This window comes from Oscillatoria nigro-viridis PCC 7112, from assembly GCF_000317475.1.
GTDB classification, from domain to species: domain Bacteria; phylum Cyanobacteriota; class Cyanobacteriia; order Cyanobacteriales; family Microcoleaceae; genus Microcoleus; species Microcoleus nigroviridis.
The window spans coordinates 7234187-7250897 of record NC_019729.1; the positions used below are offsets into that span (position 1 = coordinate 7234187).

A 16711-nucleotide genomic window follows, 5' to 3' on the forward strand; every position below is an offset into this window, starting at 1 on the left:
ATCGGACATTCGATTTTAGATTTTAGATTTTAGATTTTAGATTTTACAGTCCTGGACAGATGCGGGGTCAACAACCCGGTTTCTAAGTTAAGATTTATCGGTTTGATGCACTATTTTTATAAGAAACCGGGTTGTTTTCGTCAGTCCTATTTACATCAAAAAGGGACGTGCCAAGAAAAAGCTAGAAATAGATTTGGCATCGATGGGTTCCCCAGCTAAGATAGCTTTTTCTAATTCTTCCGGGGTGAATAAAACTGTCTCCATGTCTTCGTCATCGTCTTGTGCTGGCGGCTTTTCCAGTTTTTCCAAATCTTGGGCTAAGAAAGCATAAATGATTTCGTCGGAATAACCGGGCGCGAGAAAAAATTGCCCTAATTTCTGCCATTTTCCGGCGCGATATCCGGTTTCTTCTTCGATTTCGCGTTTGATAGTTTCGGCGGGATTTTCATTGATTTCTACCGTACCAGCGGGAAATTCTAAAATTCGCCCTTTTGTGGCAAAGCGATATTGGCGTACCAAGACGACTTTACCTTCGGGTGTGACGGGAACTGCAAGTGCTCCGCCCGGGTGGCGAATACATTCCCACTCGCCTTCGGAACCGTTGGGAAGACGGAGGGTGGCTACGTCAAAATTAAATTTGCGCCCTTGGTAAAATAGGCGCTGTTTGAGGAGTTGGGGTAGTTCTTGACCGATCGACATAAGCGACAAGCGAATAATGTTAGCGTGCACCGATTTAAGACATCATAGGCGATCTCATAGGATTTTAGATTTTAGATTTTAGATTTTAGATTGGGAATCACTGATGACTATCATACTTGGCAGCTTACCTAGGGTTGCATTTTTTTTGAACCTGGTACGATCCGTGAATTTTGCTCAATATTTACAGTTACAATTTTTGCACTCCGGAACAATCTGCTGTTTGCAGCAGTTGGACGATCGCACTTTTCGTCACCGGATGCACCCAATCCGGAGCAATTTCTGCTAAAGGTACTAATACAAAAGCTCTTTCGGTCATCCGGGGATGAGGTAGAGTCAGTGTCGGAGTTTCTAGGATTAAATTGTCGTACAGCAGCAAATCTAGGTCTAGGGTTCTTGGCCCCCATTTTTCTCTGCGAATTCGATTAAATTTTATTTCAATTTCTAATAAAGCTGCTAGCAATTGTTCGGGTTCTAGTGCCACTTCTAGGATGGCGCAGGCGTTGATGTAATCGGGTTGCGGTGGCCCTACGGCGGCGGTTTGATACCAGCTTGAATGGGATTTTACTGCGATTTCTGGGGTGTTGTTGAGGGTTGCGATCGCGCTAGAGAGTGTGGCGAGGGAGTCGCCTAAGTTGCTACCGAGGGCGATCGCGCATTTTGTTAATTTCATAAAGAAGAAGGAAGAGGGAAGAAGGAAGAAGGAAGAGGGAAGAAGGAAGGCACGACACGGATTTTGACACGGATACACGGATTAATTATCCAGCGTTCCTTTTGATGTTGAAAGAAGAAGGAAGAAGATTAACGCGGGGGCTGGTCGATCGATATCCTTTACTACCGACAAATATTTCGAGTAAAACCCGCCCCTAAAAGCCTAATTTTTGGTTGTAAATTGAGCCTACAGGACACTTTTTTAGGGAAATATGGTGACACAAAATATTATTTTAATCAAATATTAACTTAGTGTTAAATTATATTAACTATGATTGACAAGTGTTAGTATTTAGTTTCAAACATAATGAATTTGTACCTACGCTTATTGTCTGCCGTCATTCTACCAATTATCAGTTTAACAGCAAGTATATCGATAGGTTTGGCTGAAACTAAGGAAAGCTATCTTACGCTAGAGTCGAACGGCAGTCAATCTTTTGCAAGTTTAGTGCAGCAGGCGGAAGATTTAGCGAAAGAGTCGATCGCCCGCGAGTTTCAAGAAAATCCGGCATTAACAGAAGTTACAGTCATCATTACAGCCGATCGCAGCCGACAAAGAGTTCCGGTTTTGCGATCGAGAGTATCCCGCCGCGACTGGCAGAAAGATGCGAGAATCGAACAGTGGACTAGATATTTTGCCGGTGCTCAATTGCTGCTGGGATTCAGAGACGGCAATACTTCCGCAAATTCTGGGTCTTCGCAAGCGATCGGTGTACCTGCTGCCAGTCGATCGACATCCCGAGAAAACGATCCGGGTTTTCGAGATGATTGAAATATTGGTAATGGGGCATGGGGCATCGGCCCGCGCAGGGCATCGGGCATTGGTAACAAATAACCAACAGCACGACACGGAAATCACGGATACACGGATAGATATTTTTTCCTGAATCTCTCTCTCTCTCTTCCCAATTACCAGTTGCCAATTACAATTTTTAACTTGTTGTTAACCTCAATCTCTCCCTATTTTAATTAACCTTCAGCTTAACTCCCCTTAATTTAACAGTGATAGAGTTTCATACGGAATCATCAGATTAGGGATGTTGGGTTGAAAAGGAATTTATGTCTAAAATAACTCGCCGACAACTGTTAATTTTCTTCGGCAGCAGTGCAGCTACCACTGTGCTTGCCCCTCAACTAACTAAAACACTATTCGGTATCAATTCCATCTCGGCGGAAGCTGTGATAAGTCCGATATCTTTCACTCCGTTAAGACTTCCCCACCCGCTGCCAGTTTATCAAGAATTGTCTAGCTTCATGCCGACGGGCTTAAACGGACAGGGAACCGTAATGGCTGCCTCCCAGGATACTAAATTAACGAGTTACAGCGTTGTTGACGATGTGGTTGTGCCGCCGGAATACGAACGGTACGTGATTCTCCGCTGGGGCGATCGAGTTTTCCCCGATCCGGCAGACTATTTCGGCTACAACAACGACTACACCGGCTTTGTAGCCCTTCGCGGCAGCAATGACGACGGTTATCTCTGGGTTAACCACGAGTACGTATCCTTTCCGATGTCGAAAGTAGCGCCGGAAGCGCCGTCAGATGTGGCATCGTTCCCGGCGACCGATCGCGCCGTACTCGGTATAGACTTATCTGTAAAAAATCGCGACAGCTTCGGCGAATTCCTGTACAACCTCGGCGGTTCGATCGTCCGCATCACCAAACAAGCCAACGGACGCTTTGGGGCGATCGCCGGCGACCCCCTCAACCGCCGTATCCACGGACTTTCCGGCCTCGGAATCAACAGCCAGCGTACCGACAAATACAAAGATGTCACCTCCTGGGGAACCAGACAAGGCGACAATAACTATCTCACGGGCACGGGCCCGGCAGCTACCCAAGTCTTCGCCCAAGTCAACAGCGACGGACTCGGCAACCGCATCATCGGCACAGCCTACAACTGTTCCGGCGGCACAACCCCTTGGGGAACAATCCTCTCCGCCGAAGAAAATTTCCAAGGCAGCGAACTATTTTTCGTGGGAGTTCAGGAAAACATCAAACCCAACGGCGGCCAAACCGGCTACGCCAAGGGCACTACCGGCGAGGAATTCGGCTTAGTCGGCGAAAAATACGGCTGGATGGTAGAAGTCGATCCTCAAGATCCGAGTTTCCGCCCCCGCAAACACACGGCTTTAGGCCGTTTCCGCCACGAAAACGTCGCGATTCGCGCCGAAGCGGGACGCAAGTTAGTAGTGTACATGGGGGACGATCGGCGCGGCGGACACACCTGGAAATTTGTCAGTAACGGTACTGTCACCAATCCCGCAGATAAAACCAACAGCCGGTTATTTGAAGACGGCACTTTGTACGTCGCCCAATACAACCGCAACGGTACTGGAAAATGGCTGCCACTAACTATAAATAGCCAGACGAATCCGGTGCGTCCTTCTAAAGTTGCCGAGGCCGAATTGGCAAGTTTTGGCAAAGCTCAAAGAGATGGAAATACTCGCTTGCCGAAACGCACCGGAATTGCCGGTCAAACCGAGGACGGCGGTTCTTTTGTAGTAGACACAACTAATGAAGCAACAGCACTTCCGGGCTACCAAAATAAAACTCTGGCTAATTTCTACAGCAGCCAAGGTGCGGTTTTAGTTGATGCTTTCTTAGCTGCTAATTTGATTGGCGGTACTCCGACGGCGCGGCCGGAAGATTTGGAAGTTAATCCTACTACTAAGGAAGTTTTCATTTCCTATACAGACGGCGCACCGGGAAGCGATGGCTATCCAGATTCTCGCATTTTTACTGTTGCTAAATACACTGCCGGACTCAATAGCACCCAGCAGTCGGGAGGAATTTACAAAATAATTGAAGATCGTCCCGACGGTGCTGGTTTGAATTTCCGCTGGCAGCGTTTTGTTCAAGGTGGAGAAGCTGGTGCAGTAGCTGGGGCGGGATTTGCTAGTGTTGACAATTTGGTTTTTGACACTCAAGGCAATATTTGGGGTGTCACTGATATGTCTACGGGCACGCACAACGGTTTTGATGTCGGTGCTGCTGGGAAACCTACTGCGATCGACCACACGAAAACTGGAAATGTCTCGGATTTTACGGGTGTTTTCGGCAACAATTGGCTGTTTTACATTCCGACATCCGGGCCGAATGCGGGAAGTGTAGTTCCGTTTGCTCACGGCCCGAACCGCTGCGAAATGACGGGGCCGACTTTTGTGGGAGATACGCTGGTGATTTCGGTGCAGCATCCGGGGGAAGATTGCCCGATCGATGATGGTACTGTGTTGCGCCGACAAATTGAAATGTTGGATTTGAACGGTGCTGTTTTTAATCAGAATCGCAGTGTGTCTCGCGGCAGTTTGTGGCCGAGCAATATTGAGAACGATCGCAGGCGATCGCCGATGCCGTCGGTGATTGGAATTCGTCGGGTGCGATCGACTCCAACTGGTCAGTTTGTTTAAATCTCACATCTTGCACCATTATCAAGAACAGGCTTTCCGGCCTGTTCCACAAAGAGTAAATTTTTTTGTGGAACAGGCCGGAAAGCCTGTTCATAAAAAGTTTATTGAGCATGGTGCAACATCTCAGTTTAAATTGGACTTACGCATCGGGGCCCAAAAACCGGGTTTTTACGAATCTGGAGTAAGATTAAATGAACCGCGAGGCACGCGGAAGCGAAGAAAGAGAAAGAATAAGATACTGTTCTTTCTTCGCGCTCTTATCGTCTTCGCGATTCGTTCCAATACTTAAAAAAATCGCTAGCATAATTAATATCAAATCCTTTGACAGCAAAATTATTCAGAAAATTGTACTTGGCGATATAAATCGGCGATCGCAATTTCTAGATTCACCGATTCAAGTTGCAAGGAATCGCCCAAACCATACTCGGAGAGAACCCATTGCCCCTGTTGATTGCGCCGAAATATCTCTACTCCGGGCTGTTCAACTTGCACCAAGACATACTCTTGCAGTGTTGAAAATTGGCGGTATTTAGCAAATTTAATGCCGCGATCTGCTGCTTCTGTGGAAGGCGATAAAACTTCGATAATTAAGGCAGGAAATTGCACTAATTGCGGATCGTTATCATGCTCGTCGCAAGTTACTACAACATCAGGATAAAAATAGTTTTTTCCTGGTTGCACTTGAACTTTTACATCTATAATGTAAATTTCGTAGGGGAGATTAAGGCGATCGTCTAATAGCTTGAAAAAGTTTATGGTAATTCGATTGTGATTGCGGGTTTCGCCTCCTATGGCGACTACTTCGCCATCCCAATACTCGTAGCGTTCCTCTTGGGTGGGTTCCCAAGCCAGGTATTCTTCTGCACTCATCGATGGGCGATCGGGTAAGGCAACCATAATGCGATCGGGAATCAAGTATGTTTCTATAATAGCTTGAAGAAAAAGCGATTAAAAGGGCGGGTTTTTGATATTGTCAATTATTGGCAGATATTTTTCGTGAACCCGCCCCTACCGTATTAGAGGTCATCGACCGGAGATGATATCAGAGGTTTTGATTGCTCTGATTTAGATATTCCTCAAGCCTGCTGGATCTGACCGATTGTCAGCCCGTCAGGGACTAAATTCCTCTGGTAAGTCACTGTAATTGATTAAGGGCGATCGTACCAACTGTGCAGCGCCAAGCGGTGAACTTCCCGCCAGCTAATATTTTTAAGTCGGGCAATTTCCGCGCAATCTTCGTATTCCGGCTGTACATTAACAATCGTTTGTCCAGACTTCGCAACTTTGATCTTGACTTCGCCGTATTCTGTTTGAACAGTCTGGATTTCCCGGTGCAAAATAGTTCTCTGTTGAGTCGATCGCCTAATTCCCAAAGTAGTTGTCTCGCGAAAGATAACTGCTTCGCAAGCATCCTCAAATTCGGGATGACAAATCGCAGTTAACAAAACCCCCAGCCGCGACTTTTTCATCACAATTGGCGCAGTAAAAACATCCAGAGCTCCGGCGGCAAACAAAGCATCAAAAACATAGCCGATCGCCTGCGGACTCAAATCATCAATTTGCGTTTCCAGTACCGTAATAGTTTCTATGGAATTGGGCATTGGGCATTGGGCATCGGGCATCGGGAATGGGGAATTAGTAGCCGTCTTTCTCCCACTCTCCCACTCTCCCACTCTCCCCCTCTCCCCTTCTGACTTCTCCCCAATCCAGAGGCGCAAAATATTAGGAATTGCCAGCATTCGAGAACCTGCACCCAAACCGATCGCCTGAATTTGCATCGGCGGTGGCGGGCCGAAACCAGCGGCGAGAGTACAGGCGATCGCAGTTCCCGTAGGAGTGCACAATTCGCGATCGATCCCGTTGCTGTAAACCGGCACTCGGTGCGTTTCCCACAACCGCATCACCGCCGGCGTCGGCACCGCTAACTTACCGTGGGCCGCCTTCACCGTACCGCCACCAGTCGGCATCGCCGAAAAGTAAAATTCGTCAATATCCAACCAATCCAAACCCAAACAAGTACCGACAATATCAATAATTGCATCCGTCGCCCCCACCTCGTGAAAGTGAACCTCGCTTGCGGAGATACCGTGTACGGCACCTTCTGCCTCTGCTAATTTGCCAAATACGGCCAAACTCCAGGCTTCCACGCGCGGAGGCAATTTTGCAGAGACGATAATCTGCTTGATTTCTGGCAAATGGCGGTGATGAGTGTGGTTAATTTCGGCATCTGCTTCGCCGTGACTGTGAGAATGTTCTTCCCCGTGATGGTGGTGGTGGCGGGCGTCAAAAGTCGGGGATTCCGTTTCCGAGGGATCGAGTTGTGTAGCGGAATTTTCTGGTTTTAACCACAAATCCGCAGCTAAATCTACATAAAATTTAGTTGCTTGTTGAGTATTCCGGTGGACTAATTCCGTCCGCAACTGGTACTCTGTCGAAATGCCGAGCAAATTGAGTTTTTCGATTAGGTAGTCTAAAGGAACGCCGGCGTGGAGGAGAGCTCCGATGCACATATCGCCAGCAATGCCGGTGGGACAGTCAAAATAAGCTATTTTATTCATTATTAACAATTAATTTTCAGCATTGATTGTTTCATTCGATATTTCGATCGCCCACTTAGCCTGCAATAGCTTAACATGGCAACTATTTACGAAGTGCATCCAGTTGCACCGCAAAAAGACCGGATCGAGAAGATTACAAAAGCTCTGAAAGATGGGGCAGTGATGCTTTATCCGACAGATACAGTTTACGCGATCGGCTGCGATCTCAACTCCAAATCTGCCGTAGAACGAGTCAGGCAGATCAAGCAACTATCCAATGATAAGCCTTTAACGTTCCTGTGTTCTTCTCTGTCAAATATCGCAGAGTATGCTGTCGTCACTGATGAAGCATACAGAATTATCAAGCGATTAATTCCCGGGCCTTACACATTTTTGCTGCCAGCTACCAAATTAGTGCCGCGGTTGGTAATGAACCCAAAACGGAAAACTACGGGAATTCGCGTTCCCGACCAGCGGCTTTGTTTTACACTGTTGGAATCCTTGGGAAATCCGATTATTTCAACTTCCGCTCACATTACCACTGACGATGAAGGTGCAGCACCGGTGTCGGCAGCAAAAGCAGAAAGCTTTGGCAAAGCTGAACTTTTTGACTGTTTGTCAAAGTTAGTAGATGTCATTGTCGATGACGGTTCCGATCCGGGATATCAAGTTTCTACCATTCTCGATTTAACAGAAAGCGAACCGATTGTTGTTCGTCGCGGTTTGGGATGGGAAGCTGCCACCGCTTGGGAAAATTAAAATTTGAGGATGCTTTCGCTTCTCCAACAGTCCGCCGGGGGTTCAAAACCCCCGTCTCATAGCGAAAGTCCTCTCAAAGAGGACTGTTAAATATAGCGGTTATGGTATTGAATTTAATTAAGCTCTATCCTATATTTTAAAGGATTGACAATTATCAGAGGAGCAATCGCTATCAGTAGATATTAGATATTATTTTTATTTGAACTCATCGCAACTTACAGCGGTTCTCAAAAAAGTGAGGTATGCCCTATGCCCTATTCCCTATGCCCTATTCCCACGGAGGCCGAGAGGCCGAGAGTACCTCATCTTTCCGAGAAAGGCTATATGTTATTCCTCCCTAATTTCCACAGTCGTCTTAAGACGACTTCAGCTATGAGCCAGGGAATTAATTCCCTGGCGGCCTGTCGGAATCGCCAGCTAACAAACCTGCGGAAAAAACCTAAGCCTCTACCTTAACTCCTTTCCAAAAAGCAATATATCCCGCAATATTTTTAGCAGCATCTTTGGGAGTAGGATAGTACCAAGCAGCATCTTTATTAACTTGTCCGTCCACTTCGACACTGTAGTAACTAGCGACACCTTTCCAACCGCAAGTAGTGTGAGTGCTGCTGTCCTTGAAAAACTCGCGTTTGATGGCATCCGGGGGGAAATAATAGTTGTTTTCTACGATTTCGCACTTGTCGCTCTCGGCCAAAACGGCACCATTCCAAATTGCTTTCGGCATCAGTTTCTCTGCTTAAATTGAGATTCTCAATTATTGTAACTGTATTTGTGCTCAAAAGGCATAGAATAGTTGAGAAGCCAACAACCAACTACTGCAAATGTCAGCGTCTAATCCGCCAATATCTTCTGTGCCGCTGTCCCTGGAACAAGCACTCAAACATTTTTTTGGCTATGACTCTTTCCGCCCGGGGCAGCAGGAAATTGTCGAAGCTGCTTTACAAAAACGGGATATGATGATAGTCATGCCGACGGGCGGTGGCAAGTCTTTGTGTTTTCAATTACCGGCACTGTTGAAACCGGGATTGACTGTGGTTGTTTCGCCGTTAATTGCTTTGATGCAAGACCAGGTGGAAGCTTTGCAGGATAATGGAATTGGGGCGACTTTTCTCAACAGCACTTTGAGCACTCAGGAAACCCGATCGCGCGAAACTGCGATTCTCGAAGGTAAGATTAAATTGCTTTATGTTGCACCCGAACGCTTGCTCGGTGAGAGATTTTTACCATTTTTAGATATAGTAGCAAATAAGTTAGGAATTTCGGCATTTGCGATCGACGAAGCCCACTGCGTTTCGGAATGGGGACACGACTTTCGACCAGAATACAGGCAAATGCAGCGAGTGCGCGATCGATATCCCGACATTCCCATTATGGCACTAACCGCCACCGCCACCGAGCGCGTCCGCCAAGACATCATCCAGCAGCTAACTCTGCGAAATCCCTACATCCACGTCGCCAGCTTCAACCGCCCCAATTTATACTACGAAGTTCGCCCCAAAACCAAACACAGTTTTGCCGAAGTTTTGCAAATTATCCAAAAAAAAGGCGGTTCGGGAATAATCTACTGTCTCAGCCGCAAAAAAGTTGAAGAAGTAGCTTACAAATTGCAGCAAAGTGGCATCGCAGCTTTACCATACCATGCCGGCATGAACGATGTCGATCGCGCCACCAATCAAACCCGCTTCATTCGCGACGACGTGCAAGTAATGGTAGCCACAATAGCCTTCGGTATGGGCATCAACAAACCCGACGTGCGGTTTGTAATTCACTACGACTTACCCAAGAATCTCGAAGGATACTATCAAGAATCCGGCCGCGCAGGCCGAGACAACGAACCCGCCCATTGCAGCTTATTTTTCGGCTACGGCGATGTCAAAATGATCGACTACATCATCGAGCAAAAACCCGATCCGCAAGAACAGCGAATTGCCCGCCAACAGTTGCGTCGAGTAATCAACTATGCAGAATCCACCGATTGCCGCCGCACAATCCAGTTAAGTTATTTTGGCGATTCATTCCCCGGAAACTGCGGTACTTGCGATAACTGTTGCAACCAAAAACCAGTAGAAGATTGGACGATTGAGGCAATGAAATTTCTTTCTTGCGTCGCCCGATGCCAAGAAAAATTCGGCATGAATCACATTATTGACGTGCTGCGCGGTTCAAAAAATCAAAAAATATTGCAATACCAGCACCACAAACTTTCTACTTACGGAATTGGCAAAGATAGAAGTGCCGAAGATTGGAAAAAATTGAGTCGTTCGCTGTTAAATCAAGGTTTTTTAGACGAAAAAACAGACGGCTTTCCCATTTTGAAACTGAATGAAAAAAGTTGGGAAATTATGAAACGTCAGCGCACCGTTGAAATCGCCATTGAACCCCAGCGGGAAGTACAAGGAAAAGTTCGGTCTTTGGCAGTAGAAGTAGAAGCTTTATTTACCATACTGCGGACGCTACGCAAACAAATTGCCGACGAACAATTTGTGCCACCTTACGTAGTTTTTGCCGATAAAAGCTTGCGAGATATGGCAGAAAAACGCCCGCAAAATCTCAGAGAATTCGAGGAAGTTTACGGGGTTGGTAGCAACAAGCGAGATAAGTACGGCAAGGTTTTCTTGGAGGCAATTCGCAGTTTTTGCCAAGAACAAGGATTGCCAACTGGTGGTGCATCTTCTGATGTCGCTAATCTTCCCAATCTTTCTAACGTTGCGTCTTATTCGCAGATGCAAACCTGGGAATTATACCGACAAGGTTTGACAGTTCAAGGAATAGCCAATGCGCGGGGTATGAGTCCTAATACTATTTCTGGGCATCTGATAGAATTGATGGAAATGGGCAGGGAAGTTGATATAAATTTGTTGGTTGAATCGGAACGCCAGCAGGCGATAGTGTACGCTATTGAAGTTATGGGAGATGAAAAACTGAGAGCCATTTATGAGTTTTTGGAAGAACGTTATACGTTTGAGGAGATTAAGTTTGTGCGCGCTTGGTGGCGGCAAAATTATGTCGGTTTTTAACCGCAGATGTATGCTGATGAACGCTGATGGACGCAGATAATTAATAGATAGGAGGGAAAAATGAGAATTAAACAAGTAGGTTTTGGATAATATATTAAAGTGGCGTTTTTAACCGATATATTTTTTCCATTTGGCTTTGCTAGCTGGCGTATATGGGGTTGGCAAAGCTCAAATTTTAAAAGTAATTTTTAAAGTGCTATAAGTCAGTAAGCTTGGGTTGGCTAAGCGTCTCATTGTTCGCTATGCTTCGCGCAGTTGCGAGGGCGATCAATTACTTTTTAACTGAACATTATTGAGCTATAAGTACCTCATCCAACCACTTTTTAGGTAAGTAATAGGGGGCCTGAGAGGGCGCAATATTTAAATCCACAAGCATGAGACTATTTACACTCATGCCCCGCCCCAAGGAGTGAATAATATTGATGCAGTTGGAAACGATATTAAGTCTCTCTGTGTAGCCAGAAGCACCCTAAATTTTAGCGTTGTATGTGGTTGTGGCAAAATTATATAGCAATCCTAAATCATTTGTGAATTTCTTACTCCCTCCCCGATGCCTTGGGGAGGGTTGGGGTGGGGTAAAAATTTTACAACTCATTTAGGATTGCTCTATATAATGGGTTTTTGATGGCGATAAATTAAGTTTCTATACTTTAGTATTGTACAATAAATAGTTTACTTCGTTAGCCAACCATTCGTTAAACAGATTGTGCAATATTTCTTGATACCGTTCAGGGGTTAATTCCGCCGGGAGAAACTTTTCAACCAGGAACAAGTGATATCCTAGCTCTGTTTCAATTGGACGAATTACTTCTCCGGGTTTAGCGCTAAATACGGCGACGGCTATGTCTGGTTTTAAACCCCACCGATAAACCTTGCCTTGGCAACCGCATAAATGCCGGCGATTTTCGTCAATATCGTAAAGATGAGCGGCATCAAAAAAGCTGATTTCTCCTTCTTGAATTTGATAAAATAGTTCCTGAGCAAGCTGGGGGTTGGCAACAACTATTTGATAAAGAATTATTTGGTCGAATTGCAATTTGTTTTGAAAAAAGGTTTTTTCTACTTCTTTGCTAAACAAGTGTTCTGCTAGTTTTTGGCGGAGGAGCCGATCGCAAATTCCGGCCTCTAAATCTTCTACGGAAATCATCTGATCGACCAGCCAAGCAATCGTATCCGCCGCTTTCTCCAACCGCTTCTCGCGGCGGAGTTGGTCGCCCTCTGCTTGAATTTCTTCGGGAGTCACAGTTAACCCCCGTTCCCGGGCGGCTTTCTCAATAACTTTTTTCTGCAAAACCTTTTGACTAAATGTCTTTATTTGCTGCTGTTGTCTGAGTAGTTCGATGATTTCACTTGCTTCTATCAATGGCCCGTAAAAGTCCTTCATCTTTCTCTCAAATTATATAACTTTATTAACTTCATTCCCCGACGCTTCCTGCGGGGTAGTTGGGGTTAACGGTTAGCTACAAGATGTCATTTGGCAAACTAATAAAATCAGCATTGCTCAAAGTTGTTGCTCCCGCTGCGTTGACTGTTCCCAAAACAACAGCTAAAATTCGATCGCCATTATTTGAACTAAACTTGACCAGAGTCGCGTCTGCCGTACCGTCACCGTCAGTATCAAACGCGACGAGTGTCAAGTCTGTTACCGAAAGTCCCCCTATCAGCCCAATTTTATCGCCTTCAGCGGGATTGAAATCAACGACTCGATCTGCTAACAATGGATTAGCTGCTGCACTCTCTGTTTCGGGTCTAAAGGCAAAGGTATCAGCGCCGCTACCTCCAATCAATGTATCGCTGCCGAAGTCGCCGCAAAGAAAATCGTCGCCGTTGCCGCCACTGAGCCAATCTTGACCTTTTCCTCCCCGCAAAGTGTCGTTTCCATCGCCTCCATCGATCGCATCCTCACCTCTGTTACCTGTGACAATATCGTTGCCGCTTCCTGCAAAAATTCGATCGCTCCTGCTACCGCAAATAATCACATCGCTGTCGCTGGTGCCGAGCCAATATCCCTCGCCGTTGCTGTCGTAGCTGATAGTTAATGCCCCAGGATAGTTTTCTGGGGCGACCATTTCTGGAGGCGGGGTTGTGTCAGCATTGCTGTTGTTGGTATTCTCATTGGGAAGTGCGATCGAATTATTGCTGTTATTGTTATCTGTGGGATTAGAAGCGATCGCGCTGCTGTCACCACCACCCGTACCGATCGCATTCTCATTATTTGAGGGTGTTGGCGCTGGTGCGGGCGCTGGTGTTGCGATGTTAGTTGTGATGTTAGTTGTTGGTGGAGCGCCTGTAGCAGCGGTTGCTTCTGCACTGCCAGAAGTAGCTCCCGGAGTATAGGCTGTCTGAGTGCTGGTAATGGTTTCTGTAGGAGTAGTAGCTGTTGCGCTGCTGGTACTGCCGGCACCACTTTCATTTACGAAGGCACTAGATGTGCTGGAACTGCTGCTGCTGTCAGCACCAGGGTCATTAGCCAACGAATTCAAAGTGTTTAAACTATTGCTGTTTCCAACAATATTATTTAAGAGCTCAGGAGCTAATGAATCTAATGGAGGCATCGCGATTTATCTCCTTTTACCTGTATGTAAAGACGAAAATCACTTGCACGATCGCCGACATTGCGAATCTCAATGAATGTCAATGTAGGATTTTAAAGAGTGTGAAACAAGTGCTTTTGACTTCAGACTAAAGACTGAAATATCATTAATAAATGAACCTTGGTGCATCCCGAAAATAGGACGGGACAAAACTGTTACCAATATTAATTTTGGCTATCGGTACTGATTGCCAATCGCATTTGATTTAGCCATCACCATCACTCTCAAAAGACTTGTATAAATTTAAACTGCACCTTCCTTGCACTCGCCCGTACTCAAAAAATATGAGGGCGGACTGCTAAAGATGAGCAAAAACCGTGTTTTATTTCGATTTACCTAAATATATCTGGACTAATTAGAGGTATGTTGCCAATTTGGCAGATTTGTTTGAAATTATCAGACTTACGCAAGTTTTCAATTTTTACACTCTTTGTATCCGGGCGCGCGCTTGCTGGTGTTGAGGGCCGATCGACACACCGCTGCTCCCGTTCCTGAATTGTGATTGACAGAGCGGGGTTTGGCCGCAGTTTGATGACTGTGGTTGAGCGGATGGGAGGGGACTTGGCAGGGCGGTTGGAGGGGCTTGCATCAGCCTGGAAGGCGACGGATTTGGCCGATTTGAATACGATCGCGGTCGAATAGATGCGGAGTCATGGCAGGTGCAGGGCGATCGCGATCGCCCTGCACCTGCCATGATGCGGAAGTAATTAGAATTGGCATTCAGCGAGTTAGGGCGATCGGCTTTTTCCTCGGCTGAAACCCGCTCGTACCCCTGACGTAGCGGTCAATAATTAAAAGCTAAAAAGGGCTTAAGCCCTTACTACAAGCCCTGAAAGTTAGTGTGGCAAGTCCATCGCCTTTACAGTAACAGTTTCATAAGCATAGTTTGCTCCCGATCCAGATTTAATTTTTACTTTGACTTTATCAAAGCCTGCGTAGTAAACATCAACACCAGCTAGAGGATCGGTGCCAATCGCTATAGCTGTTCCTGTACCCGTTGCTTTCGTAACTTGACCTTGGTTTCTCAAAATAATGTCTGTAGCAGTCAAAGTGTTTCCGCTGTCCACTGATGAAAAGGCATCCAATCCCAATGCAGCACCACCTAAAATCAAGTCGTTTTCTGAAACATTTTCGAGGTAGGACAAATCAGATATCAACATAATGCTCCTTGTTTTTAAACTAATCAAAAGTAACTTGGGGGACTACTAGGCTGGCATGGGAGTTTTTTGATCGCAGATAGTTGCGGTTTGATGTTCACCTTGTTCTTGCAGCACCAGATCCAAATTATAGTGAGCCTCTGCTAAATCTGGTTTCATAGAGAGGGACTGGCGATAGTAGGCGATCGCTGTTTTCAAATCGCCTGCCTGTTTGCATTTGGAGCCTAAATCATTGTTCATTGCCGCGTAATGAGCCTGTTTCTCCAAGGAGAGCTTTCCCTGAGCATGAAGTGCATTGGCGAAGTTAACCTCAGCTTCCACGAAATCAGGCTTTAGTTCTAGTGCTTTTTGATAGTAGGCGATCGCATCTTCCCATTTGCCTTGCTGCTGTAGAGCATAGCCAAGGTTATTGTATGCGGCGATCGCATCAGGCTGTAGAGCTAAGACTTGATGATAGGCTTCTATCGCGTCGGATAACCGATCTTGAGTTTGATATAAATTCCCCAAACCAAATAGAGCCTTGATAGAATTTGGCTGCACCTGAAGCAGGTTTTTCAGTAAATTTTCGGCCGTTTGGTACTCGCCTTTTTGCCTCATCAACACCCCCAGTCCATAGAGTGCCTCTGGGTGATTTGATTGAGCTTCCAGAATCTGGTGATATCCCTGCTCAGCTTTGGTGAGTCGGTTCAATCGATGATCTCGAACAGCGAGCTGAAGTGCTAAAGGAAGAAGATCCCTAACATCCTCTTGTCTGTTCTCGCGATTCTTGTCTTTGACTACGATATGCTGAATGTGCCGATCTTTAGCTCCAAAAGAATACTTATATTCCTCATTGCCCATTAAAAAGTCGTACACTTTAAATCCATTTTGAATCGCGTATCTGATTGCATCAGCATGGAGGATAAGCCCAGGTGGAGGATTTTTAAAGGTTTGATCGCGACCTGTAATCACAAATAGCATGGATTTTTGCTGAAAATCAACAAAGTTAGCGATCGCCCCTAAAGGTCTGTCTCCTTTCCACAGAACCGAAAGATACAGACAGTTATTTTCAAAACAATGACGTAAAATAAGGCGATTGTAACCCATGATTACCTCAAAGGTATCCCCTTTTTGCTTTTTCCATCTCGACTCCCATAATTTGAGTAGTATCTCAATATGAGATTCCAAATTGTCTGCGTCAACGTGGGTGATATAAAACTCATCAGAGCTGTCAACTTTCCTTAAAAATCGTCTGATTTTTTGACGAGTATTGACACCGACGTAGTTTTGCAGATATTGCTCCCAGTCATCTGGTAATGAAACATAAGGAGCCAGATAAATATCGGGATCTTCTCCATTCACACTTTGAATGCGGAGTTGACTGAGTTCAAAACTATCGCCAGAGAAATTACTCAAGAAGAGAGACATCCGTGTATCTGTTTCTAGAATACTTTTTACATTGAAACTAGACCATACTAACTTTTGCTGGATGTAAGCAGCAAAAGCAGGAATTACCTCTTCTTCATAACCAGGCAGGCAAATAAGTCCTGTGTAATCTGCCATGCTATTTCCTGCCATGCAGATTTCAGTTTCAAAGCCGCCTCCATCCTGGTGGGTCAATAAAGTTTTTAGAGGAAAAAAAGCCACATAGGATGAATCGTGGGTATCTCGTTTTGCAGCTAATACGAACCACGGATCATACACCATCTGCAACCATCTAGATAGCCAAACCCAGGAGAGGAAAAACTGAGCATGAGGATCTGATTCGTATACAGAATCCCAATTTTCTCTGATTTTCTTAAATGTTTCAAAATTCTCAATTTTGTCAATCTGCATATAATTTTGTCCTC

Annotated in this window: 14 protein-coding genes; 5 read left to right on the top strand and 9 right to left on the bottom strand. The window is 45.6% G+C overall.

What is annotated here, in order from left to right; genetic code table 11:
- Window positions 1-150: 150 nt before the first annotated feature.
- Complete coding sequence (locus tag OSC7112_RS30005) at window positions 151-699, bottom strand: NUDIX hydrolase (RefSeq protein ID WP_015179440.1); 549 nt, start codon at window positions 697-699, stop codon at window positions 151-153.
- Between the two features lie 187 nt (window positions 700-886).
- The gene (gene folK, locus OSC7112_RS30010; protein ID WP_015179441.1) at window positions 887-1369 is read right to left on the bottom strand and encodes a 2-amino-4-hydroxy-6-hydroxymethyldihydropteridine diphosphokinase; all 483 of its coding nucleotides are present in this window, start codon (window positions 1367-1369) and stop codon (window positions 887-889) included.
- 345 nt (window positions 1370-1714) lie between these two features.
- Here folK and OSC7112_RS30015 point away from each other — a divergent pair, with 345 nt between their 5' ends.
- Complete coding sequence (locus OSC7112_RS30015) at window positions 1715-2179, top strand: hypothetical protein (protein WP_015179442.1); 465 nt, start codon at window positions 1715-1717, stop codon at window positions 2177-2179.
- Between the two features lie 287 nt (window positions 2180-2466).
- Entirely contained in the window at window positions 2467-4818 is a 2352-nt protein-coding gene (locus OSC7112_RS30020) for a PhoX family protein (RefSeq protein ID WP_015179443.1), read from the top strand.
- Window positions 4819-5151: 333 nt separating this feature from the next.
- Here the strand turns inward: OSC7112_RS30020 and OSC7112_RS30030 are convergent, their stop codons facing one another.
- Both OSC7112_RS30030 and larC read right to left on the bottom strand, forming a co-directional pair.
- Window positions 5152-5715 carry a Uma2 family endonuclease gene (locus OSC7112_RS30030; RefSeq protein WP_015179444.1) on the bottom strand — a complete coding sequence of 188 codons (564 nt, stop codon included), beginning with the start codon at window positions 5713-5715 and terminating at the stop codon, window positions 5152-5154.
- Window positions 5716-5966: 251 nt separating this feature from the next.
- Complete coding sequence (gene larC / locus OSC7112_RS30035; protein ID WP_015179445.1) at window positions 5967-7376, bottom strand: nickel pincer cofactor biosynthesis protein LarC; 1410 nt, start codon at window positions 7374-7376, stop codon at window positions 5967-5969.
- Window positions 7377-7451: 75 nt separating this feature from the next.
- Here larC and OSC7112_RS30040 point away from each other — a divergent pair, with 75 nt between their 5' ends.
- Entirely contained in the window at window positions 7452-8114 is a 663-nt protein-coding gene (locus OSC7112_RS30040) for an L-threonylcarbamoyladenylate synthase (protein WP_015179446.1), read from the top strand.
- A gap of 439 nt (window positions 8115-8553) precedes the next feature.
- On the opposite strand, the gene OSC7112_RS30045 is transcribed toward OSC7112_RS30040, so the two are convergent.
- On the bottom strand, window positions 8554-8838 hold the full coding sequence (locus tag OSC7112_RS30045; protein WP_015179448.1) for a DUF427 domain-containing protein: 285 nt from the start codon (window positions 8836-8838) through the stop codon (window positions 8554-8556).
- A 97-nt stretch (window positions 8839-8935) separates the two neighbouring features.
- Between OSC7112_RS30045 and recQ the strand changes: the two genes are divergently transcribed.
- A complete protein-coding gene (recQ, locus tag OSC7112_RS30050; protein ID WP_015179449.1) occupies window positions 8936-11131 on the top strand; it encodes a DNA helicase RecQ in 2196 nt (731 codons plus the stop codon).
- A 643-nt stretch (window positions 11132-11774) separates the two neighbouring features.
- Here recQ and OSC7112_RS30055 read toward each other — a convergent pair.
- Together OSC7112_RS30055 and OSC7112_RS34845 are read right to left on the bottom strand one after the other, a co-directional pair.
- Window positions 11775-12515, bottom strand: a complete 741-nt coding sequence (locus OSC7112_RS30055) for a peptidylprolyl isomerase (RefSeq protein WP_015179450.1) — start codon at window positions 12513-12515, stop codon at window positions 11775-11777.
- Between the two features lie 76 nt (window positions 12516-12591).
- On the bottom strand, window positions 12592-13686 hold the full coding sequence (locus tag OSC7112_RS34845; RefSeq protein WP_015179451.1) for a calcium-binding protein: 1095 nt from the start codon (window positions 13684-13686) through the stop codon (window positions 12592-12594).
- 537 nt (window positions 13687-14223) lie between these two features.
- Here OSC7112_RS34845 and OSC7112_RS40355 point away from each other — a divergent pair.
- Window positions 14224-14367: a hypothetical protein gene (locus OSC7112_RS40355; protein WP_190274297.1), complete on the top strand. Its 144-nt coding sequence runs from the start codon at window positions 14224-14226 to the stop codon at window positions 14365-14367.
- A 194-nt stretch (window positions 14368-14561) separates the two neighbouring features.
- Here OSC7112_RS40355 and OSC7112_RS30065 read toward each other — a convergent pair whose 3' ends face one another.
- Window positions 14562-14885, bottom strand: a complete 324-nt coding sequence (locus tag OSC7112_RS30065) for a hypothetical protein (protein WP_015179452.1) — start codon at window positions 14883-14885, stop codon at window positions 14562-14564.
- Between the two features lie 45 nt (window positions 14886-14930).
- On the bottom strand, window positions 14931-16697 hold the full coding sequence (locus OSC7112_RS30070) for a GNAT family N-acetyltransferase (protein ID WP_015179453.1): 1767 nt from the start codon (window positions 16695-16697) through the stop codon (window positions 14931-14933).
- Window positions 16698-16711: the final 14 nt, after the last annotated feature.

What these genes read in the sequence shown, in the direction of transcription:
- OSC7112_RS30045 (WP_015179448.1), bottom strand. Translation starts at nt 8,838, where the DNA reads ATGCCGAAAGCAATTTGGAATGGTGCCGTTTTGGCCGAGAGCGACAAG.
- OSC7112_RS30030 (WP_015179444.1), bottom strand. Translation starts at nt 5,715, where the DNA reads ATGGTTGCCTTACCCGATCGCCCATCGATGAGTGCAGAAGAATACCTG.
- OSC7112_RS30020 (WP_015179443.1), top strand. Translation starts at nt 2,467, where the DNA reads ATGTCTAAAATAACTCGCCGACAACTGTTAATTTTCTTCGGCAGCAGT.
- OSC7112_RS34845 (WP_015179451.1), bottom strand. Translation starts at nt 13,686, where the DNA reads ATGCCTCCATTAGATTCATTAGCTCCTGAGCTCTTAAATAATATTGTT.
- OSC7112_RS30015 (WP_015179442.1), top strand. Translation starts at nt 1,715, where the DNA reads ATGAATTTGTACCTACGCTTATTGTCTGCCGTCATTCTACCAATTATC.
- OSC7112_RS30040 (WP_015179446.1), top strand. Translation starts at nt 7,452, where the DNA reads ATGGCAACTATTTACGAAGTGCATCCAGTTGCACCGCAAAAAGACCGG.
- OSC7112_RS30005 (WP_015179440.1), bottom strand. Translation starts at nt 699, where the DNA reads ATGTCGATCGGTCAAGAACTACCCCAACTCCTCAAACAGCGCCTATTT.
- OSC7112_RS30065 (WP_015179452.1), bottom strand. Translation starts at nt 14,885, where the DNA reads ATGTTGATATCTGATTTGTCCTACCTCGAAAATGTTTCAGAAAACGAC.
- larC (WP_015179445.1), bottom strand. Translation starts at nt 7,376, where the DNA reads ATGAATAAAATAGCTTATTTTGACTGTCCCACCGGCATTGCTGGCGAT.
- folK (WP_015179441.1), bottom strand. Translation starts at nt 1,369, where the DNA reads ATGAAATTAACAAAATGCGCGATCGCCCTCGGTAGCAACTTAGGCGAC.
- OSC7112_RS30070 (WP_015179453.1), bottom strand. Translation starts at nt 16,697, where the DNA reads ATGCAGATTGACAAAATTGAGAATTTTGAAACATTTAAGAAAATCAGA.
- OSC7112_RS30055 (WP_015179450.1), bottom strand. Translation starts at nt 12,515, where the DNA reads ATGAAGGACTTTTACGGGCCATTGATAGAAGCAAGTGAAATCATCGAA.
- recQ (WP_015179449.1), top strand. Translation starts at nt 8,936, where the DNA reads ATGTCAGCGTCTAATCCGCCAATATCTTCTGTGCCGCTGTCCCTGGAA.